The organism is Actinomadura coerulea, from assembly GCF_014208105.1.
GTDB lineage: Bacteria > Actinomycetota > Actinomycetes > Streptosporangiales > Streptosporangiaceae > Spirillospora > Spirillospora coerulea.
The window spans coordinates 4887187-4907922 of sequence record NZ_JACHMQ010000001.1; the positions used below are offsets into that span (position 1 = coordinate 4887187).

Below are 20736 nucleotides of genomic sequence, written 5' to 3' on the forward strand. Positions count from 1 at the left end.
TCTTGGAAATCGGTGGGGCGCGGCGTCAGCCCGCGGCCTGCGCGCCGGTACCCGTCCCCGTGCCCGTTCCCGTGCCGCCGCCGCCCGGGTTGGTGCCGCCGTCTCCGGGCTCCGTCGGACCGGGGTCGGTCGGCGTGCCCGGGTCGGTGGGCGTGCTGGGGGCGGTCGGCGTGCCCGAGTCGGTCGGCGCCGGGTCGGTCGGCGAGCCGGTCGGGGTCGGGGACCCGGTCGGCGTCGGGCTGCCGGTCGGCGTCGGGCTGCCGGTGGGCGTCGGGTCGTAGGACGCCGGCGGCTCCTCCTCCACGGCCCGCCTGGTCGGCTGCGGCGCGGTGGTGGGCACGACGTCGGTCGAGGCGGGCGGCGCGCTCGGGTCGCTGACCTTGCGGCCCGCCTTGCCGCTGTCGCCGGAGCCGAGCAGCAGGACGGAGGAGACCACGATGACCGCGACGACCAGGGCGGCGGCCCCGGCGAGCACGGCGGAGCGTCCCGAACCGGCGAGCGAGCGCCGCAGGCCGCCGCCCTTCCCGCCGGTGCCGGGCATGGTGGCGGCGGCGGCCCATTCGGCGGGCGCGTCCGGGACGGCGGCCTCCGCCGGTGCCGCGAAGTCGTCGTCGAAGGCCGGGCTTTCGGCGCGGCCCGGGTCGGCGAACGCGGCGGGCTCGAACGCCTCGTCCTCCTCGCCGGCCTCGGCGGCGAGGACGGACCCGGCGGCCAGCATCGCGGTCTCGTCGGTGTCGCCGGACGGGCGGGCGGCCGGGCGCGCCGCGGCCTCCTCGTGCCCGAGCAGCCGCATCAGCACCTGCCGGGCGCCCGGACGGCGGGAGGGGTCCTTGTCCAGGCAGTCGACCACCAGGTCGCGCAGCGGCCCGTCGAGGCCGCCGAGCTCGGGCTCCTCGTGCAGGATCCGGTTGATCACGGCGGGGATGGTGTCCTGCCCGAAGGGCGGCTCCCCGGTCGCGGCGAACGCCAGCGTCGCCGCCCAGCAGAACACGTCCGCGGGCGTCCCGACCTCGTCGCCGCCGACTGGGACCGCTGGTACGCGGCGCGCCGGTCCCGGGACGTCCCGCCCGGCCTCGCCACCCGCGACGAGCTGGCGGAGCGCCACGGGCTCAGCCGCCACCGCCTCAAGCAGCTCTGGGCGGACCGCGCGTCCAACGGGCACCCCGACGTGGCGCACCGCGCCGGCAAGGCCCTGTACTGGGACGAGGCCGCCTGGACGGCCTGGTACCGGGCCCTGGGGGAACGCCCCGCCGAGGAGGGACCGGACGACCTGGTCACCCTGGCCGAGGCCGCCCGCATCCTCGGCCTGGCGCAGACGAGCGTCACCGTCTACGCCAGGCGCCCGCCCGCGGGCTGGCCGGAACCCGCCCGGGTCGAGCCGCTGGGAGGGGGACGCGTGCGGCGCCTGTACCGCCGCGGCGACGTCCTCGCCTACGCCGCCGCTAAGGGGTGAAGTGGGTGAGCACCTCGGGGTTGGCCATGGAGTCGCGGTTGGCGGCCCGGTCGACCGGGGTGCCCTGGAGGATCTTGCGGACGGGGACCTCCAGCTTCTTGCCGGACAGCGTGCGCGGGATGCCGGGCACGGCGGTGATCTCGTCCGGGACGTGCCGGGGCGACAGCGCCGACCGGATCCGCCTGCGGAGGCCGTCCGCCAGCTCGTCGGTGAGCGCCGCGCCCTCCGCGAGCTGGACGTACAGGAGCAGCCGGCCCTCCTGGCCGAGCCTGCCGGTGTCGATGACGAGGCTGTCGGCGATCTCGTCGAACGCCTCGACGACGCGGTAGAAGTCGGCGGTGCCCATGCGGACGCCGCCGCGGTTGAGGGTGGAGTCGGACCGCCCGTAGATCACGCAGCCGCCGTCCGGCAGGACCTTGATCCAGTCGCCGTGCCGCCACACGCCCGGGTACATGTCGAAGTAGGAGTCGCGGTAGCGCTCGCCGCCCTCGTCGTTCCAGAAGAAGACGGGCATGGACGGCATGGGCTCGGTGATGACCAGCTCCCCCACCTCGTCGATCACCGGCTTGCCGTCCTCGCCGAACGCCTCCACCTTGGCGCCGAGGCCGCGGCACTGGATGACGCCGGCGTGCAGCGGCAGCAGCGGCGACGGGCCGACGAAGCCGGTGCACAGGTCGGTTCCGCCGGAGAACGAGCCGAGCAGCAGGTCGCTGCCCACCGCTTCGTACACCCAGGCGAAGCCTTCGGGCGGGAGCGGCGAGCCGGTGGAGCCGATGCCGCGCAGGCCGGACAGGTCGAGTTCCTCGCCGGGGCGGCGCCCCTCCTTCGCCGAGGCCGAGATGTAGGGCGCGCCGACCCCCATGTAGGTGACGCCGGTCTCGGCGGCGAGCGTCCACAGGTCGAGGGGGGCGCCGTCGTACATGACGATGGCCGACCCCACCAGCAGGCCGCCGATGAGGTAGTTCCACATCATCCAGCCGGTGGTGGTGTACCAGAAGAACACGTCCTCGGGACCGAGGTCCTGGTGGAAGGACAGCGCCTTGAGGTGCTCCAGGACCACGCCGCCGTGGCCGTGGACGATCGGCTTCGGCAGCCCGGTCGTCCCGGACGAGTACACGACCCACAGCGGATGGTCGAACGGGACGTCCTCGAACTCCAGGGTCTCGTGGCCCTGGCGGGGCAGTTCGCCGTAGTGCATTCCGACGCGCAGGCCCTCCGGGGTCGCGGCCGGGTCCAGGTAGGGGACGAGCACGGTGGCGGCGAGGGTCGGCAGCGAGGCCTCGATCTCCGCGACGACCTCGCGGCGGTCGAACCGCTTGCCGTTGTAGGCGTAGCCGTCCACGGCGACCAGAACCTTCGGCTCGATCTGCGCGAACCGGTCGATCACCGAGGACGACCCGAAGTCGGGAGAGCACGACGACCACACCGCGCCCAGCGACGCCGTGGCCAGGAAGCAGATCAGCGCCTCGGGGATGTTCGGGATGTAGGCGGCGACCCGGTCGCCCTTGCCCACGCCGAGTTCGGCCAGGCCCGCGCGCACCTCCGCGACGTGCAGCGCCAGCTCCCGGTACGACAGCAGCCGGTGCCCGCCCGCCTCCGACCGGAAGACGACCGCCGTCTCGTCGGGCGACTCCTGTGCCCGGCGCAGCGCGTTCGCCGCGTAGTTGAGGGTCGCGCCCGGGAACCACTCGAGTCCGTCGACCGGCATGGGCCCGCCCGTCCGGACGGGGCCGTCACCGCGATCGCCGACGACCTCGAAGTACGACCAGATCGCGTCCCAGAACGCGTCGACCTCCGTGACCGACCACTGCCAGAGCTCGTCGTAGGACTCCTTGAGGACGCCCCGGTCCCCCAGCCAGTGGGCGAACCGCGTCACCCGCGCGTTCGCGACCACCTCCTCCGACGGCTCCCACAGCGCCGAACCCTCGGATACGTCCCGGGCCATCTGTCTCCCTCCCCGCCGCGCCACGCCGCGCGGCCATCCCAATATCGGGCCCGCCCGGCACACCGCGCAACCTGCCCGCCACGCCCGCCGCCAAGCCCCGGAACCCGTCCTATCGCAGGTCAAAACGCGGCCTCGGGCAATCCCGCGCCCCCACACAGAGACGGGCGGGGTCATCCTCCGCCCCCACACATCGAAAGAACGGGCAGCTCAGGAAGCGCACACCCGTGGGCGCGGCGGTGTGTCGGCCGCCGCGGCCACCGGAGCGGGATCAGCCCCGCTGCGCCAGGCAGCTCTGGCCGCTGACCCTGGGCGGCCCCTCGGCCCAGCCGGTCCGGCAGCGGTAGGTGCTGTCGTCGCGCCGGTCGATGACGGTGAAGTCCGAGAGCGGCCCCCATCGGCCGGGGTCGCAGTTCCGGCCGAAGACCTGGGGGTAACGCGGCTCCACCAGCTCGCACGCGAACATCTCGCCGGCGCGTTCCGCCGAGGCCCGGGCGGGATCGGCCGGGGGTGTGGTGAGCAGGAGCGCGGCGGCGCCGAGGGCCGCGGCGAGGACGGTGGACAGGGCGACGGCACGACACGGCACGCTAATCACTCCTTGACGTCAAGTGATTACTCGAAGTTACCGAGCGCGTGCGGGCGGCGCCGCCTTTCCGAGGTGACAAACGTGTCTCATATGCGTGCCGGCCTCACATGCGGGTCAGGTCGGCGACCGCGCTCACCACCGCGTCCGTGTCGGCGAGCGTGGCGAGGACCCGGTCCGCTCCGGCGGCGCGGAGCTCGGCCTCGGTGGCGCTCCCGGTGGCGACGGCGAGGATCGGCGACCCGGCGATGTGCGCGGCCTGGACGTCGCGGGGCGAGTCGGCGACGTAGACGGTGGCCGACTCGGGGTAGCGGGCGCCGTGGCGCTCGCCCGCGCGGGCGCGGGCGACCTCCAGGAGGGCGGCCTTGCTGTAGACGCCGTTCTCGTACCCGCCGGCCTCCAGGTCGAGGCGGCCGGCGAGGCCGAGCTCGGTCACCTTCAGCACCGCGTTCGGCTGGAGCGATCCGGTCAGCACCGACTGGACGACGCCGGGCACGTGGGCGAGCGCCTCGACTGCCTCCCGGGCGCCGGCCAGGACGCGGCCGTGCGCGCGCAGGTCGGCGCGGCGGCTCGCGAACGCCTCGGCCAGCGCGTCGAAGAAGGCGGGCAGGTGGTCGTCGGTGGTGACGACGTCGTTGAACGCGAGGGTCTCGAAGATGATCTCGGATTCGGTGCGGCCGGGGGTGGGCGCCAGGCGCAGCAGTGGGCGCCCGATGGTCCGCTGGAACGCCTCGGCGTAGGCGTCCCGGGTGATCCGCCCGACGTCGACCAGGGTGTGGTCGATGTTCCACAGCACGAGACGGTTCAGCGTCGACATCCCGTTCCCATGACGGCTCCAGGGGGTGTGCTCCGGCGCCGTCCAACGGACGGCGAGGCGAGCCTATCGTCAAGCCCGCCGCCCGTTCGACCGTCCGGGAAGGGGTACCCGGGGTCCTAGCCCATGTGCGGGTAGCGGTGGTCGGTGGGCGGGACGAAGGTCTCCTTGATGGAGCGGGCGCTCGTCCAGCGGGTGAGGTTGAAGACGGAGCCCGCCTTGTCGTTGGTGCCGGACGCGCGGGCACCGCCGAACGGCTGCTGGCCGACGATCGAGCCGGTCGGCTTGTCGTTGATGTAGAAGTTGCCGGCGGCGAAGCGGAGCCGCTCGGTGGCCTCGGCGGCGGCGGCGCGGTCGTCGGCGATGACGGCACCGGTCAGGGCGTATTCGGAGACGCCCTCCATCTGGGTGAGGACCCGGTCGTAGTCGGTGTCGTCGTAGACGTGGACGCCGAGGATCGGGCCGAAGTACTCGGTGGTGAAGATCTCGTCGGTCGGGTCGGACGACTCCAGGACCGTGGGCCGGACGAAGTAGCCGCGCGAGTCGTCGAACTCGCCGCCGGCGAGGATCCTCATGGTGTCGATCCGGCGGGCGCGCTCGATGGCGCGGCGGTGCTTGGCGAAGGCCCGGTCGTCGATCACGGCGCCCATGAAGGCCGACAGGTCGTCGGCGACGTCGCCCATGGTGAGGGCGTCGACCTCGGCGCGGAAGTCGTCGCGCATGCCGTTCCAGAGGGAGCGCGGGATGTAGGCGCGGGACGCGGCGGAGCACTTCTGGCCCTGGTACTCGAAGGCGCCGCGGACGAGCGCCGTCTTCAGCACGGCCGGGTCGGCGGACGGGTGCGCGACGACGAAGTCCTTCCCGCCGGTCTCGCCGACGATGCGCGGGTAGCCCCGGTAGCCGGAGATGTTCTCGCCGATCGTCCGCCAGAGCTGCTGGAACGTCGCGGCCGAGCCGGTGAAGTGCAGCCCGGCGAGCTCGGGATGGCGCAGCGCCACCGCGGAGACGGCGCGGCCGTTCCCGGTGACCATGTTGATCACGCCGGGCGGGAGCCCGGCGGCCTCCAGCAGCCGCATCGTGTGGTGGGCGGCGAGCTGCTGCGTCGGGGACGGCTTCCACACCACGACGTTGCCCATCAGCGCGGGCGAGGTCGGCAGGTTCCCGGCGATCGCGGTGAAGTTGAACGGGGTGATGGCGAGGACGAAGCCCTCCAGCGGCCGGTACTCCAGCCGGTTCCACACGCCGGGCGGCGACAGCGGCTGCTGCTCGTGGATCTGCTGGGCGTACCGGACGTTGAACCGCCAGAAGTCGATCAGCTCGCAGGCGGCGTCGATCTCGGCCTGCTGCACCGACTTGGACTGGCCGAGGATCGTGGCGGCGTTCACCGTGGGCCGCCACGGCCCGGCGAGCAGCTCGGCGGCGCGCAGGAAGATCGCGGCGCGGTCGTCGAAGGACATGGCCCGCCAGGCGGGCGCCGCCTCCCGCGCCGCGGCGATCGCCTCGGCCACGTCCGCCTCGGTCGCCTCGCCCATCCGGCCGAGCACGTGCCCGTGGTCGTGCGGCTCCACGACGTCGACGGGCGTGCCCGCGCCCATGCGCCGCTCGCCCCCGACCGCCATGGTCAGCTCGGTCTGCGCGCCGCCCAGCTCCTTGATCCTGGCTTCCAGCGCGGCCCGCTCGGCGCTTCCCGGCGCGTACGTCCTGACCGGTTCGTTCATCGGAACCGGCACGGTGGTGACGGCGTCCATGACGTCCCCCTGCGATCCGGCGGCATTGTCGACGTGCCGAGGGACCTACCCCGCGCCCGGGCCGCTAGTCGAGGAGGTCGCCGAGTTCCTGGGTGGCGTACCAGAGCAGCTCGTGGCCCTCGGCGCCGTCGACGGTGAAGCGGGCGTCCTCGTCTCCGGCGTCGGCGGCCGCGAGGGCCTGCGCGGCGGCCGCGATGTCGGGGACCGCGCCGGGGTCGTCGACATGGCCGGAGGCGATCAGCTTCCAGGGGACCGGGACGGCGAGTTCGACGAGGGCGCGGTCGCCGTTGCCGAGGGCCGCGTCGCCGCGCGGCCAGGCGACCTGGCCGTCGGGGACCTCGGCGGCCAGCACGACCCGGCGGCGCGGGACGGACGGGTCGGCGGCGAGCAGGCGCAGGGAGGCGCGGGCGGCGGCGGACATCGCCGCGTACTCCAGCTCCTCCTCGTCGCCGCCCGCGTACCACTCGCGCAGCGCGGGCGTGACCGCGTGGGCGGCGAGCGGCGCGGGACCGATCTCGCGCGCGGCGTGGACGCCGGCGAGCAGCGTGAGCGTGGACGGCAGGTAGACGCGCATGACGGTCAGCAAGTCTGCCAGATGGTCAGGGCAGCAGGTCCATTCCGCGCAGTTCGGCGATCGTGGTGTCGGGGGCGGTGTGCAGGATGCCGCGGATCCCGAGGGCCTGCGCGGCGCGGACGTTGTGCTCGATGTCGTCGATGAAGACGCACTCGGCGGCGGCCAGGCCGAGCAGGTCCAGGGCGTGCCGGAAGATCCGCTCGTCGGGCTTGCGCATCCCGACCTCGCAGGAGATGACGACCGCGTCGAAGAGCTCGGCGAACAGGTCGCGGGGGTACTCGTTGCCCCACGAGTTCGACAGCAGGGCGGTGCGGGCGCCCGCGGCGCGGACCGCGCGCAGCGCCTCGTACATCGGCTCGACCGGCGCGAACGCGCCGAACATCCGGGCGATGAGCCCGGCGGCCTCCACGGGCGCGCCGTCGACGGTGAGCAGCTCGGCCGCGAGGAGCCGCTCGAACTCCGCGGTGGGGAGGGTCCCGTCCTCCAGGCCGTGGATGGGGTTCGTCCCGGCGCCGTCGTAGGCCTGCCTCACCCACGCGCGCATGACGGTCTTGTAGCGTTCGACGTCGATGCGGTCGGCGTTGAGCCAGACCTCGACGGCCTCGGCGAGGGGGGAGGTGAGGACGCCGCCCCAGTCGGTGATCACAGCTTTGACGCTCACGCGCCGATGGTAGGCGATCCCCGGCACAACAACCGAATCCCGTTCTGCCAGAATGCGGGCCATGGACTTCGAACTCAGCCCGAAGGCACGCGACTACCGGGACCGGCTCCAGGAGTTCATGGAGGCGCGGGTCTACCCGGCCGAGCCCGTCTACGCCGCCTGGCGGGCGGAGAACGACCCGCACGCGCTGCCCCCGGTCGTCGAGGAGCTGAAGGCCGAGGCGCGCGAGCGGGGCCTGTGGAACCTGTTCCTGCCGGACGTGTCCGGGCTGTCCAACCTGGAGTACGCGACGCTCGCCGAGCTGACCGGGCGCTCGCCCGACCTCGCCCCCGAGGCGGTCAACTGCGCGGCGCCCGACACCGGGAACATGGAAGTCCTGCACATGTTCGGCACGGACGAGCAGAAGGAGCGCTGGCTCCGGCCCCTGCTGGACGGTGAGATCCGCAGCGCGTTCGCGATGACCGAGCCGGAGGTCGCCTCCTCCGACGCCACCAACATCACCACCTCGATCGTCCGGGACGGCGACGAGTACGTGGTCAACGGCCGCAAGTGGTTCATCACCGGCGCCGCCGACGAGCGCTGCAAGCTCTTCATCGTGATGGGGCGGACGGGGGCGGGCCCCCGCCAGGGGGTCGGAGATGGCACCACGGACCCCGCCGGGCCGCCGCACCGGCAGCAGTCGCAGGTGCTCGTGCCGCGCGACGCCCCGGGCGTGACGGTCGTCCGGCACCTGCCCGTGTTCGGCTACCAGGACCAGCACGGCCATTCGGAGATCCTCTTCGAGGACGTCCGGGTGCCCGCCTCGAACCTGGTCGCGGAAGAGGGCGACGGCTTCATGATCGCCCAGGCGAGGCTCGGGCCCGGCCGCATCCACCACTGCATGCGAGCGCTCGGCATGGCGGAGCGGGCGCTGGAGCTGATGTGCCGGCGCGCGCTGTCGCGCGAGGCGTTCGGCGGCCCGCTGGCCAAGCAGGGCGTGGTCCGGGAGCAGATCGCCGAGTCGCGGATGGCGATCGAGCAGGCGCGCCTGCTCACCCTCAAGACCGCCTGGCTGATCGACCGGCACGGCGCCAGGGGCGCGCGGACGGAGATCGCCGCCATCAAGGTGGTCGTGCCGCGCATCGCCCACGAGGTGCTCGACCGCGCGATCCAGGTGCACGGCGCCGCCGGGGTCTCCGACGACACCCCGCTGGCGGCGATGTACTCCTGGGTCCGCGCGATGCGCATCTTCGACGGCCCCGACGAGGTCCACGTCCGCACCGTGGCCCGCCAGGAACTCCGCCGCTACGAGAACTGACGCCGTTTTTATTGCATTTCTCTCCTCCTTCGGGCCTGGCGGCCCTGCTGTGCCTATTGCAGTGCCCTCCTCCTTCGGGCCCGGCGGGCCCTCCATCGTCGGGCACTGCGGCGATCGCTGGCATCGCTCCGTCTCGCCTTGGCGGCTCGCTGCGCGATCAGTTTCCTGCTTCGCTCGAAACTGCCTTCGGACGCGATCGCGAGTGTTGGGGTCGTCGCTGGTTGCGGCGGTGGCTGGTGTTGTCGGGATCGCGGGCTGAGATGAGGGCAGCGGTTCGCTTGCGGTGCTAGGCGGATCTGAGGCGTTGCAGGGCTTCTCTGACGCCGCCGTCGGTTTCCTCCAGGACCATCGTGGCCCGCGCCGCGGGGACCTCGCCGAGGAGCGAGACCAGGGCGACGCGGGTGTTGCCGCCCGCCTCGGACAGCGCGTTCTCGCAGGTGCGGGCGTCCATCCCGGTCGCCTCGGTGAGGATGCGCACCAGCCGGGCGCGCAGCTTGGAGTTCAGCGCGTTCACGCTGACCATCAGGTTGGAGTAGGTGCGCCCCATCCTGATCATCAGGGTGGTGGAGAAGGAGTTGAGCACCAGCTTGGTCGCGGTGCCCGCCTTCATCCGGGTGGAACCGCTGATGACCTCGGGCCCGGTGGCGAGCCCGATGTGCACCTCCACCTCGTCCCCGTACGGCGTGTGCGGATTGCAGCTGATCAGGGCCGTGCGCGCCCCGACCGCGGCGGCGGCGCGCAGCGCCCCCACCACGTAGGGGGTGCGCCCGCTCGCCGCGATGCCGACCGCGACGTCGCCCGGCCCGACGTCGCGGGCGTCCCGGCGGCCGAGCTCGACGTCGTCCTCCACGCCGGAGACGGCCTGCGACAGCGCGCCGGGGCCGCCGGCGTTGTGGGCCACGACCCGGCCCCAGATGCCGAAGGTGGGGGGAAGCTCGGCGGCGTCGAGGACCGCGAGCCGGCCGGACGTGCCGGCGCCGAAGTAGTGCACGCGGCCGCCCGCCCGCAGGGACTCCACGGCGAGGTCGACCAGCCGGGCGACCTCGGGCAGCACGGAGCCGACGACCGTCGGCACGGTCGCGTCCTCAGAGTTGATCAGGCGTAGCACCTCCATGGTCGGCAGCGTGTCGACGTCGAGGGTGCGGGGGTTCCGTCCCTCCGTGGGGAGCTCGCAATCGATCACCGACGCCTCCGGTCGGGTCGCACGGTCCGTCCGCGGACCGCCTCGTACGTGGCTTCGAGGGCCTTGCGGGTAGACCCGTAGGTGCGCTGCGCTACTCCGACGAAGAGGCAGTCCACCACCGTGAGCTGCGCCAGCCGGCTTGCGGTGGCGCCCGAGCGGAACGTCGTCTCCCGGGCGGCGGTCGTCAGGATCATGTCCGCGACCTCCGCGATGGGGGACTTCGGGAAGTTGGTGAGCCCCACGGTCCTGGCGCCCCGGGTCTTGGCGACCTCCAGCGCGTCGATGGTCTCCACGGTCGCCCCGGTGTGCGAGATGCCGATCGCCACGTCGCCGGGGCTCAGGACGGCGGCGCTGGTCAGCATGATGTGGGCGTCCGCCCAGGCGGAGCAGACCCGGCCGATGCGGTGCAGCTTCTGCTGGAAGTCGGCCGCGACGAACGCGCTCGCGCCGACGCCGTAGACGTCGACCCGGTTCGCGTTGACGACCGCGTCCACGACCTGCTCCAGCATCTTGATGTCGAGCTGGGACGCGGTCTCCTCGACGGCCCGCGCGTCGGCGAAGGTGACCTTCTCCACGATCTGCTCTAGGGAGTCGTCGGGGCTGATGTCGCTGCCGATGACCCGGCCGCCGGTGGCGCTCTGGGCCCGTCCCGCCTCGGTGGCGAGGGTCAGCCGCAGCTCTGGGTAACCATGGAACCCGATCGCCCGGCAGAACCTGATGACCGTGGTCTCGGAGGTGCCGCAGTTCTGGGCGAGCTCGGTGATGGTCGAGTTGGCGACCCCTTCGGGGTCGTCGATGACGCGTTGAGCGACTCTTCGCTCGGCGGGGGGCAGCGAGGGCAGCAGCGAACGGACCCGCACCACCGTGCTCAGCGGCGTGGCGTCCCTGTCCCTGCCCGCCGCGTCGTCCCGTGGCGCCGCGGGCTCCCCCGTGTTCCCCCGCTCGGGGCCCCGGTCGGGGCCGATGGGTTTCCTCATGGAGGAAATTTTCTTACGCGCTGGATGTCACGTCAACGTTAGGAAAGGCTACGGTCGCCATGTGTTGACCCATTTGGCCGGTCCTTACGTGGTCGGTATCGACGCGGGTGGCACGAAGACCCGCTGCGTCGTGCTGACGCTCGGGGGAGCCCTGGCCGGTTCCGGCACCGGCCCAGGGGCCAACCCCAACTCTGGAGGCGACACCGCCGGGGCGCTGACCACCGCCCTGCGGGAGGCGCTCGGGGACCTAGACCGCACCCACATCCTCACCGGCGTGTTCGGCATCGCCGGCGCCGGCTCGGCCGGCCGGCCCGCCGCGGTCGCGGCGGCCCGGCAGGCCTGGCAGGCCGTCGGGCTGCGCGGCTCGCCCGCGGTGGTGACCGACATCGCGGTGGCGTTCGCCGCGGGGACCAGCGAGCCCAAGGGCATCGTGGTGTTCTCCGGCACGGGCGCCGGCGCGGCGGTCATCAACGACGGCGCGATCGTGCAGCGCGCGGACGGCTACGGCTGGCTCGTCGGGGACGAGGGTTCGGCGGTGTGGCTCGGGAAGGAGGCCGTCCGGGCCGCGCTCGCCGCCTACGACGGCCGCGGCTCCCCGACGCTGCTCACCGACTCGGTCCCCCGGGCGCTGCTCGGTCCCACCGTCGTCGCGCAGATCGACTCGGAACGGCGAAGACACCGCCACCCCTGGGCGCTGGCCATGGCCGGCGCCCCTTCGCCGCCCCCGGGCGCTCCCGTGCTGCCGCAGCCCGCCGCGCTGTCGGCCGGCGGGGGCTCCCCCGGCGGGCGCGCCACCGCCGTGCTCGCTCCCGGATCCGCCTACCCGCCGTCCGCCCGGCATCCCGCCTGCGGCAGCGGGCCGCCGGGCCCGCACGGGCCGCCGTGCCATCCCGAGTCTCCCGGCACCCCGCCCAATCCCCGCCTCGCCCAGGCGATCATCAAGGAGGTGTACGGCCGCCCGCCCGCGGCCCTGGGCCGCCTCGGCCCGGTGGTCGCCGCCGCCGCGGCCGCGGGCGATCCCGTGGCCAGGCGCATCACCGACGAGGCCGCGCAGTGGCTGCTGGCCGACGTCGACGCGGTGCGCCCCGCCCTGTCCGACCCCTGCGCACCGGTCGTCATGCACGGCTCGGTGCTCCGTGAAGGCCCCGTCGCCGAGGCCGTCCGCTCCGGACTGCGCGCCCGCTTCGCCGAGGCGCCGCGCAGCGCCGGCGACGGGGCCGTCGGCGCGGCCGGGATGGCGCTGCGCCGTCTCGGCCACCCCTTGCCGGGCTGAGCGCCGCCCGCCCGCGGCGAAGGCCCGCCCGGCCCGGCCGATGTCAGGCCCGGCCGCCGGTCCATCGCGATGGACCCCGCCAAAGATCCGCAATCGCCTGCGATCCAGGGGTCCATCGTGATTGAGCTGTGACCACGGTGGCGGCAGTGCCGCGGAAGCGGCCCCGATGGGGCCGTGCCCCGCGGGACCACCGGCCACAGGCGTGGCTCTACAGATCGGCTGCGTTGATGCGCAGCGTCGTCCGCGCGGGATGCCCCTGCCCAGGGCGACCGTCCCGCCCGTCCCCGGGCGCTGAACCGGAAGAGATCGAGTCGACAGCGGCCCCCGGGGGCGGCTACGGTCGCGGCGTCCGATGCGACCGTGTGACCGAGACCGTTCCGGGGGGCTGGTCAGGTGCGTGCCTCACGTTCCCTCGCGCTCGCGGCGGCGGTCCTGCTGGCAGGCGGGGCCGCCGGCTGCGGCGGCGGCGAGGGCGGGAAGGGCGGGCGGACGCCGTCCGCCCGCTCCACCGCGCCCGGCGCGCCGCGCACGCCCGCGCCGGACGCCTGGATCCCCGGCCGGGTCGCGAAGATGAGCGTGGCCGACAAGGTGGGGCAGCTGTTCGTCCCGACCTTCTCCAGCCGCGCCGACGCGCTCACGAAGATCAGGAAGTACCGGGTGGGCGGGCTCATCTACTTCCCCGGCAACATCGGCACCCCGGCGCGGACCGCCGCGCAGTCGAACGCGCTGCAGAAGGCCTCGAAGATCCCGCTGCTGCTCGGCGTGGACGAGGAGCAGGGCATCGTGTCGCGGACGCCGTTCGTCACGACGTTCCCCGGCAACATGGCGCTCGGCGCGACCCGCAGCCAGGCCGACGCCCGCGCCGCCGCCCGGGTCACCGGCGCCGAGCTGCGCGCGGTCGGCATCAACCTCGACTACGCGCCGGACGCCGACGTGAACGTCAACCCGGGCAACCCGGTGATCGGGCTGCGTTCCTTCGGGTCCGACCCGGCCCTGGCGTCCACGCTGGTGCGGGGCGCGATCGGCGGCTTCCAGGAGGCGGGGGTCGCCGCGGCGGCCAAGCACTTCCCCGGCCACGGCGACACCGCGACCGACAGCCACACCGGCCTGCCGGTGATCCGGCACTCGCCGCGGACGTGGGAGCGGCTGGACGCGCCCCCGTTCAGGGCGGCGATCGCGGCGAACGTCGACATGATCATGACCGCGCACATCGTCGTCCCGAAGCTCGACGGGTCGGGCGACCCGTCCACGCTCTCCAGAACGGTCCTGACGGGGCTGCTGCGCGGCAGGCTGGGCTACCAGGGCGTCATCACCACCGACTCGCTGGAGATGGCCGGGGTCCGCGAGAAGTACGGCGACGCCGGCGTCCCGGTCCGGGCGATCAACGCGGGCGCCGACCAGCTGCTGATGCCGCCGGACCTGCCGCGCGCCTACGACGCCGTGGTGAAGGCCGTCCGGACCGGGAAGATCTCGCAGCGGCGGCTCGACGAGTCGGTGACGCGGATCCTCAGGCTCAAGCAGCGGCGCGGCCTGTTCCAGGCGACCGCCGCCGATCCCGCCAAGGCCGCCGCGGCGGTCGGCACGCCCGCGAACAAGGCCGTCGCGCGGAGCGTCGCCGAGCACGCGGTCACCCTCGTCCGCAACGACGGCGGCCTGCTGCCGCTCAAGGGCCGGAAGGTCGCCGTCTCCGGGCCGGACAGCGGCCGGCTCCAGGCGGCCCTGCGCCGCCAGGGCGTCGCGGTCGCGGCGCCCGGCTCGGCGGACGTCACGGTGCTGACCACCCTGAACGCGGGAGCGGCGACCGCGTCCCGGATCCGGGCGCTCGGTCCGAAGCCGGTGGTCGTCGCCGCGCTGGGCCGCCCCTACGACCTCGACTCGGCGGGCGGAGCGAAGGCGGCGCTCGCCACCTACTCCTCCAGCCGGGTCTCGGTGGAGGCGCTGGCCAGGGTGCTGAGCGGTGCGGTGAAGCCCACTGGCAGACTGCCGGTGCCGGCCGGCGGGAAGCCCGCCGGGCACGGGCTGGCCTACCGGTAGGGACCGCCGCCCCGCACCGGGGAAGCGATGGACGCGAGGGTCGCTCTGCTGGGAAGATCGGGCCGCCTTCGCGCTTCCAGGAGGTCCCCGTGCGCGTCCGCCCGTCCCTCGCCGCCCTGGCGCTGCTGCCGCTCCTGGCGGCCTGCGGGGGCGGCGGCGAGGTCACGATGCCTCCGCTCACCCCCGAGCCCGGCGACTCCCGGCCCGCCGAGGCCGCCACCGCCGCGCCCCCGCGGCAGACCCTCCCGGCGCGGCTGGCGCTCTACAAGTACCTGCGCGGGATCTCGGTGGGCAACGCCAGGGCGTGCGCGTACCTGGCGCCCGCCTACGAGCGGCGCGTGTTCGGCGGGCCCGGCCGGTGCCGTCCGGGGCTCGGCCGGGCCCGCGCGAAGCTGCGCCCGCGGGACCTCGCGGCGCTGCGCGGCGTGACCGTCCCGACCTGCGAGGAGGGGCCGGGCGCCGGGGAGTGCACCGTGCGGTTCGAGCACCTGCGGTGGAAGGGCGCGCCCGCCCGTCCCGGCGGCCTGCTCGCCGCGAGCTTCGTCCTGCGCGCGCACGGCGACCGCTGGCTCGTCGCGGGCTGACCGCGGGTCAGACCCCGAGGTCCGCCAGTCCGGGCAGGTGGGCGCGGGCCCCCTCCCTGGCCTGCTCGGCGGTGCGCGCGGCGCGGGCCGCCGCGGCCGCCGCCCGGCACTCCTCCAGCGTGTGCCGCGCGAGCGCCGCCCGCACCAGCGGGAGGGACGGCGCGCTCATCGACAGCGACGTCACGCCGAGGCCCACCAGCACGCACGCCAGCGCCGGGTCGCCGGCCGCCTCCCCGCACACGCCGCACGGGACGCCCGCGCCGGCCGCGGGGGCGACCAGGTCGAGGACGGCGGGCTGCCACGGGTCCTGGAGACGCGCGAGGCCGCCGACCTGCCGGTCCGCCGCGCACGCGTACTGGGTGAGGTCGTTGGTGCCGATGCTGAAGAACTCGACCTCCGGCGCCAGGTCGCGGGCGCGCAGCGCGGCGGCCGGCACCTCGATCATGACGCCGGGATGCTCGACCCCCGCCTCCCGGCACGCGGCCGCGAAGTAGGCGGCCTCCCCCGCGTCCGTCACCATCGGCGCCATGACCTGCAGCTTGACGTTGAGACCCGCGGCGGCGCGGGTCAGCGCGGCGAGCTGGGAGGCCAGCACGTCCGGGTGGCGCCGCATCATCCGCAGGCCCCGCTCGCCGAGCGCCGGGTTCGGCTCCTCGCCGGGGGCGGGCAGGAACGCCAGCGGCTTGTCGGCGCCGGCGTCGAGCGTCCGGACGACCACGCGGCCCTCCGGGAAAGCCTCCAGCACCCTCCGGTACGCCTCCTCCTGCTCATCGTCGGACGGCGGCGCCGCGCGGTCGAGGAACAGGAACTCCGTCCGGTACAGGCCGACGCCCTCGGCGCCGTTCGCCAGCGCCGCCTCCACGTCCTTCGGGCCGCCGACGTTGGCCAGCAGCGGGACCGGGTGCCCGTCCCTGGTCGCGCCCGGCCCGGTGGACTCCTCCAGCGCGGACACGCGGGCGGCCGCGGCCGCCCGCGCCGTGGCCACCTCCGCCTCGGACGGGTCGGGGAGCACGGTCCCCGCCGCGCCGTCGACCAGGACGCGGGTCCCCTCGGCCAGCGAGGTGGCGCCGGGGAGCGCGACCACGGCGGGGACGCCCATCGTCCGCGCCAGGATCGCGGTGTGGCTGGTGGGGCCGCCCTCCTCCGTCACGAACGCCACGACCCGCCCCGGGTCGAGGACGGCCGTGTCGGCCGGGGCGAGGTCGCGGGCGACCAGCACGAACGGCTCGTCGGACTCGGGGACGCCCGGCATCGGCAGCCCGAGCAGACGCGCGATCGCCCGGTCGCGGATGTCGTCGAGGTCGGTGACCCGCGCGGCCATGTACTCGCCGGCCCCGGCGAGCAGCTCCCGGTAGACGCCGAACGCCTCGAACACGGCGCGGGCCGCCGGCACCCCCTCGCCGGTCCTGGCGCGGACGCCGTCGGCGAGGCCGGGGTCGCGGGCCATCATCGCCTGCGCGTTCAGCACGTCGCGCCCGTCGGCGTTGCCGGCCGCGGCGGCGCGCTCACCGCGCTCCTCCAGGTCGGCGGCGACGGCCTCCAGCGCGGCCAGGGCGGAGTCGCGCTCGGCGCCGGCGTCGCCGCCGTGCCCGGATCCGGCGGGCGGCTCCGGCACGGCCCCCGCGACGGTGCGCACCGGCCCGGTCCCGACGCCGGGGCTGACGCCCGCGCCCCGCATCACCTCGCCCACCTCACGCCCCCTCGGGCTCCGGGGTGGACAGCAGCTTCTCCAGGCTGTCGAGCAGCTCGTCGGCCCCCTCGCCGTCGGCGGACAGCACGATCTCCTCGCCGTGCCGCGCGTCCAGCCCGAGCACGGCGAGGATGCTCTTGGCGTTCACCGGGGCGCCGCCGCGCTTGGACACCGTCACGTCCATCGGGGCCTTGGCCGCGGTCTGGACGAACAGCGCGGCCGGCCGCGCGTGCAGCCCCACCCTGGACTCGATCTTGACGTTGCGCTCGGTCACCGCATTACTCCCAATCAGCTCGTTACCGTCCGGTGCACCCGCAGCGCGGGGCCCGGCACGACGTCCACTTCCATGAAATCGGCCACCAGATGGTCGGCCCTGGCCAGCGCGCCCACCGGCTGCGTGGTGACGACGCCGACGCATGTCATTCCCGCGGCCTTGACGGCCGCGACCCCCGCCGGGGCGTCCTCGAACCCGACCGCCTCCTGCGGCGGGACGTCCAGGTCGCGCGCGGCGGCCAGGTACCCCTCCGGGTGCGGCTTGCCGGTGACGACGTCCCCGGCGGTCACCACGAGGTCGAGCAGGCCGCGGACGCCCAGCATGTCCAGCAGCCGCTCGGCGTAGGGCCGCTGGCCCGACGTCACCACTGCCAGCGGCACGCCCGCGTCCGCCAGCGACCGGACGAGGTCGACCGCGCCGGGGACGGGCGCCACGTCCGGCATCCCCGGCAGCGACTCGTAGGAGACCGCCTGCTCGAACAGCTCCTCGACCGTCCGGCCGGGGAACAGGTGCGCGTGGTCGGCCAGCGCCTCGAGCCCCCGCCGCCCCGCGAACGAGCCGATCAGCGCCTCGTCGTAGGGGACGCGGTGGGCGTCGAACAGGCGCGACCACATCACGCGGTTGCGCGGCTCGGTGTCGATGAGGGTGCCGTCGAGATCGAAGACCGCCGCGCCGAGACCGATCACCGCCATGTGCTCAGCTCCATGTGAACAGCTCGGTCCCCTTCTCCACCTCGCCCGACTCGCGCACGTCCGACAGGGCGTCGGCGCCCGCGTCCAGCGCGACGACCGCGCAGATGGGCGAGCGGCCGCCCGCCTCGATCACCGCGGGGTCCCAGCCCACGAGCGGCTGCCCGGCGGCGACCTCGTCGCCCTCGGCGGCCAGGAGCTCGAACCCCTGCCCCTTCAGCTTGACGGTGTCGATGCCGAGGTGGACCAGGACCCCGTGGCCCTCGGCGTCCACCACGACGTAGGCGTGCGGGTGCAGCTTGACGATCTTCCCGGTGACGGGCGCGAGGGCGTGGCCGGGACCGCGCTGCGGGTCGACGGCCGTGCCCGGGCCGACCATGGCCTGGGCGAACACCGGGTCCGGGACGCCGGCGAGGCCGACGACCCGGCCGGCGACCGGGGACAGTACTCGGGTCATCAGAGGGGTTCCCTTGGTCGGTCGAGGAGGTGGTGTCAGTCGAGGATGTCCTCGATGTCGCTGGCGATGGTGTCGGCGTCCGGCCCCACGACGACCTGCACGACGGTGCCGCTGCGCATGACGCCGTACGCGCCCGCCTTCTTGAGCGCCGGCTCGTCGACCTTTCCGGCGTCGGAGACCTCGGTGCGCAGCCGGGTCGCGCACGGCTCGATCTCCACGATGTTCTCGGCCCCGCCCAGGGCGGCGATGATGGCCTCGGCCTTGTCCATGCTCGTTCTCTCTTCTCGGGGTCCGGTCGCTCAGTCGGTCTGGGTGACCTTGTTGAGGCCGCGCGGGACGTCGGGGTCGATCCCGAGCCGGCGGGCCAGGTTCTCGACCATGATCTGGCCGGGGACGATGAGGCCCAGCGGAGCCACCCACTCGGGGAGGGCGGGACCGGGCAGCGCGGCCGAGCACGCCTCCGCCAGCTCCGGGCCGCCGCCCACGCCGAACGCGTGCGCCCCGGCGCCCCGCACCCGGCGGGCCAGCGCGACGGTGCCGGGCAGCGTCGGCCCGGAGTCGGCGGCGACCAGCAGCGCGGGGGTCTGCGCGTCGACGACGGCGATCGGGCCGTGCAGCAGGTCGGCGTAGGACAACCCCATGGCGTGCAGGTAGCACGCCTCCTTGATCTTCAGCGCCAGCTCCAGCGCGGTCCCGAACGCGATACCGCGTCCGGAGACCACCGTACCCGGGACCTTCGCCAGGTCCTCGACGATCTCCGGCAGCGCGGGCGAGTCCTCCGTCAGCGCGATCATCCGGGCGACCTCGTCGGGGACGCGGCGCAGGTCGTCCTCGGCGACCGCGGCGCCGAGCCCGAGGCCGAGCACCGACAGCGCGGCGAGCTGCGTCGTGTAGGTCTTGGTGGCCGGCACGGCGATCTCGGCGCCCGCCCGCGTGACCAGCGCGACCTCGGCGGCCTCGGCGAGCGGCGACCCGGCGCCGTTGGTGACCGCGACCGTCCGGGCGCCGCAGTCGCGCGCCCAGTCGAGGGTCTCGACGATCTCCTCGGTCTTGCCGGACTGGCTGATCGCCACGGCCAGCACGCCGGACAGGTCCAGGCGGCGCCGGTAGGCGGTCGCGATGGACGGCGCGGCGAGCGTCGCCAGCCGCCCGGCGTGCGCCTCCACGAGGTAGCGCCCGTACACGGCGGCGTTGTCGGACGACCCGCGCGCGATGAACAGCACCTGCCGCGTCTCCCGCGCCAGCGCCCCGATGTCGGGCGTGCGCGGGAGGAGCGCGTCGATCGTCCGGCGCAGCGCGTCCGGCTGCTCACCGATCTCGGCGCGCATCTGACTGGTCATGATCCCCCTCCGAAGACTTCCTGCCCGTTGATCCATGTCGCAAGCGCCCGGTGGTCCGGCCCCAGCCAGACCAGGTCGGCCGCGGCGCCGGGTGCGATCCGGCCGAGGTCGGGCCGGCCGACGAGGTCGGCCGGGATCCGGGTCGCGGCGTCGACCGCGGCGGCCGGGTCGACGCCGAGCGCGATCGCGTTGCCGACCGCCTCGTCCAGCCGGAGGCCGGATCCGGCGATGGTGCCGTCGGCGCGCAGCGGCGGGCCCTGCTCGGGCATGGTGATGGGCTCGCCGCCGAGGTCGTAGGTGCCGGGCGGCATCCCGGCGGCCGAGGCCGCGTCGGTGACGAGCACGACCCGTCCCGCCGCGGCCCGCAGCACCAGCGTCGCCACCTCGGGGCCGACGTGGTGCAGGTCGAGGATGAGGCCGGGGCTCAGCCGCTCGTCGATGAGCGCCTGCACGGCCACGCCCGGGTCGCGGTGGTGGACGCCGGTCTGCGCGTTGAAGATGTGGGTGACCTTGCGGGCGCCGGCGTCGGCCGCGGCGGCGACCTGCGCGGCCGTGGCGTCGCTGTGCCCGACGCTGACCAGCACGCCGGCCGCGGTCAGGGCGCGGATCGCCTCCAGGGCGCCGTCCCGCTCGGGCGCGAGGGTGACGAGCTTGACCAGGCCCGTCTCCAGCAGCGTCGCGATGTCGGCGGGTGCGGGGTCGGTGAGGTGCGCGGCGTTGTGCGCGCCCTTGCGCTTCTCGGACAGGAACGGGCCTTCGAGGTGGACGCCGAGGACGCGGGTGCCGGGCGGCAGACCCGGCAGCAGGTCGCGGGTGCGCAGGAGCGCGTCGGCCTGCGTGCGCACCGGGGCGGTGATGAAGGTGGGGAGGAACGCGGTCACGCCCGTCTCGGGCAGGCGGGACACGACGGTGTGCCAGGCGGCCTCGTCGGCGTCCACCATGTCGTGCCCGAAGTACCCGTTCACCTGGAGGTCGACGAGGCCGGGCGCGAGGAGGCCGTCGGGCAGGTGGACGTCCGGCGCGCCCTCCGGGCGCCCTTCTCCGGCCTCGATGACCACTCCGTCCGCCACGCGGACGTATCCCGGGGACACGACGCGGTGGGGGCCGGCCGCCGGGGTGAGGATCATCTGTTCGGCCGTGATCAGCAGTGATGCCATGGGGGC

General features: G+C 74.6%; 20 protein-coding genes and 1 pseudogene. 5 read left to right on the forward strand and 16 right to left on the reverse strand.

Annotation, left to right across the window (positions count from 1 at the left end):
* Positions 1-25: 25 nt before the first annotated feature.
* Complete coding sequence (locus tag BKA00_RS22410; protein ID WP_185027959.1) at positions 26-916, reverse strand: serine/threonine-protein kinase; 891 nt, start codon at positions 914-916, stop codon at positions 26-28.
* Here BKA00_RS22410 and BKA00_RS22415 point away from each other — a divergent pair.
* A complete protein-coding gene (locus BKA00_RS22415; protein WP_230298669.1) occupies positions 896-1453 on the forward strand; it encodes a hypothetical protein in 558 nt (185 codons plus the stop codon). The genes BKA00_RS22410 and BKA00_RS22415 overlap by 21 nt on opposite strands.
* Here BKA00_RS22415 and BKA00_RS22420 read toward each other — a convergent pair.
* The 6 genes from BKA00_RS22420 to BKA00_RS22445 form a co-directional block, all read right to left on the reverse strand.
* Complete coding sequence (locus BKA00_RS22420) at positions 1443-3398, reverse strand: acetoacetate--CoA ligase (RefSeq protein ID WP_185027961.1); 1956 nt, start codon at positions 3396-3398, stop codon at positions 1443-1445. The genes BKA00_RS22415 and BKA00_RS22420 overlap by 11 nt on opposite strands.
* Positions 3399-3666: 268 nt before the next feature.
* Positions 3667-3981, reverse strand: a complete 315-nt coding sequence (locus BKA00_RS22425) for a hypothetical protein (protein WP_185027963.1) — start codon at positions 3979-3981, stop codon at positions 3667-3669.
* Positions 3982-4084: 103 nt separating this feature from the next.
* The gene (locus tag BKA00_RS22430) at positions 4085-4795 is read right to left on the reverse strand and encodes an HAD family hydrolase (protein WP_185027965.1); all 711 of its coding nucleotides are present in this window, start codon (positions 4793-4795) and stop codon (positions 4085-4087) included.
* 116 nt (positions 4796-4911) lie between these two features.
* Positions 4912-6540 (reverse strand): L-glutamate gamma-semialdehyde dehydrogenase, encoded by a 1629-nt coding sequence (gene pruA / locus BKA00_RS22435; RefSeq protein ID WP_185027967.1) that lies wholly within the window; start codon positions 6538-6540, stop codon positions 4912-4914.
* Positions 6541-6604: 64 nt separating this feature from the next.
* Positions 6605-7114, reverse strand: a complete 510-nt coding sequence (locus BKA00_RS22440) for a DUF6912 family protein (protein ID WP_185034621.1) — start codon at positions 7112-7114, stop codon at positions 6605-6607.
* A gap of 25 nt (positions 7115-7139) precedes the next feature.
* Positions 7140-7775 carry an HAD-IA family hydrolase gene (locus tag BKA00_RS22445; protein WP_230298670.1) on the reverse strand — a complete coding sequence of 212 codons (636 nt, stop codon included), beginning with the start codon at positions 7773-7775 and terminating at the stop codon, positions 7140-7142.
* A 61-nt stretch (positions 7776-7836) separates the two neighbouring features.
* Here BKA00_RS22445 and BKA00_RS22450 point away from each other — a divergent pair, with 61 nt between their 5' ends.
* Positions 7837-9072, forward strand: coding sequence for an acyl-CoA dehydrogenase family protein (locus tag BKA00_RS22450; protein ID WP_185027972.1), 1236 nt, complete (start codon positions 7837-7839; stop codon positions 9070-9072).
* 286 nt (positions 9073-9358) lie between these two features.
* Here the strand turns inward: BKA00_RS22450 and murQ are convergent, their stop codons facing one another.
* Positions 9359-10255, reverse strand: a complete 897-nt coding sequence (murQ, locus tag BKA00_RS22455) for an N-acetylmuramic acid 6-phosphate etherase (RefSeq protein WP_185027974.1) — start codon at positions 10253-10255, stop codon at positions 9359-9361.
* Positions 10252-11232, reverse strand: coding sequence for a MurR/RpiR family transcriptional regulator (locus BKA00_RS22460; protein WP_230298671.1), 981 nt, complete (start codon positions 11230-11232; stop codon positions 10252-10254). Before BKA00_RS22460 ends, murQ begins: the two co-directional genes overlap by 4 nt.
* Before the next feature lie 88 nt (positions 11233-11320).
* Here BKA00_RS22460 and BKA00_RS22465 point away from each other — a divergent pair, with 88 nt between their 5' ends.
* The 3 genes from BKA00_RS22465 to BKA00_RS22475 all read left to right on the forward strand — a co-directional run bounded on the left by BKA00_RS22465 (position 11321) and on the right by BKA00_RS22475 (position 15123).
* A complete protein-coding gene (locus tag BKA00_RS22465) occupies positions 11321-12505 on the forward strand; it encodes a BadF/BadG/BcrA/BcrD ATPase family protein (protein ID WP_185034625.1) in 1185 nt (394 codons plus the stop codon).
* Positions 12506-12898: 393 nt separating this feature from the next.
* Entirely contained in the window at positions 12899-14539 is a 1641-nt protein-coding gene (locus tag BKA00_RS22470; protein ID WP_185027976.1) for a glycoside hydrolase family 3 N-terminal domain-containing protein, read from the forward strand.
* An 89-nt stretch (positions 14540-14628) separates the two neighbouring features.
* On the forward strand, positions 14629-15123 hold the full coding sequence (locus tag BKA00_RS22475) for a hypothetical protein (RefSeq protein ID WP_185027978.1): 495 nt from the start codon (positions 14629-14631) through the stop codon (positions 15121-15123).
* A 7-nt stretch (positions 15124-15130) separates the two neighbouring features.
* On the opposite strand, the gene ptsP is transcribed toward BKA00_RS22475, so the two are convergent.
* From ptsP to nagA, 7 genes and pseudogenes are all read right to left on the reverse strand, one after another.
* Positions 15131-16801: a phosphoenolpyruvate--protein phosphotransferase gene (gene ptsP / locus BKA00_RS22480; RefSeq protein ID WP_221494069.1), complete on the reverse strand. Its 1671-nt coding sequence runs from the start codon at positions 16799-16801 to the stop codon at positions 15131-15133.
* Between the two features lie 13 nt (positions 16802-16814).
* On the reverse strand, positions 16815-17087 hold the full coding sequence (locus BKA00_RS22485; protein WP_185028001.1) for an HPr family phosphocarrier protein: 273 nt from the start codon (positions 17085-17087) through the stop codon (positions 16815-16817).
* A 14-nt stretch (positions 17088-17101) separates the two neighbouring features.
* Positions 17102-17779 carry an HAD family hydrolase gene (locus BKA00_RS22490; protein WP_185028003.1) on the reverse strand — a complete coding sequence of 226 codons (678 nt, stop codon included), beginning with the start codon at positions 17777-17779 and terminating at the stop codon, positions 17102-17104.
* A gap of 4 nt (positions 17780-17783) precedes the next feature.
* Complete coding sequence (locus BKA00_RS22495) at positions 17784-18233, reverse strand: PTS sugar transporter subunit IIA (protein ID WP_185028005.1); 450 nt, start codon at positions 18231-18233, stop codon at positions 17784-17786.
* 35 nt (positions 18234-18268) lie between these two features.
* Positions 18269-18505: pseudogene (locus BKA00_RS22500) on the reverse strand (PTS sugar transporter subunit IIB); the annotation flags it as partial.
* Between the two features lie 27 nt (positions 18506-18532).
* On the reverse strand, positions 18533-19573 hold the full coding sequence (locus BKA00_RS22505; protein WP_230298673.1) for an SIS domain-containing protein: 1041 nt from the start codon (positions 19571-19573) through the stop codon (positions 18533-18535).
* The gene (nagA, locus tag BKA00_RS22510) at positions 19570-20730 is read right to left on the reverse strand and encodes an N-acetylglucosamine-6-phosphate deacetylase (protein WP_185028009.1); all 1161 of its coding nucleotides are present in this window, start codon (positions 20728-20730) and stop codon (positions 19570-19572) included. The genes BKA00_RS22505 and nagA overlap by 4 nt, the downstream gene beginning before the upstream one ends.
* Positions 20731-20736: the final 6 nt, after the last annotated feature.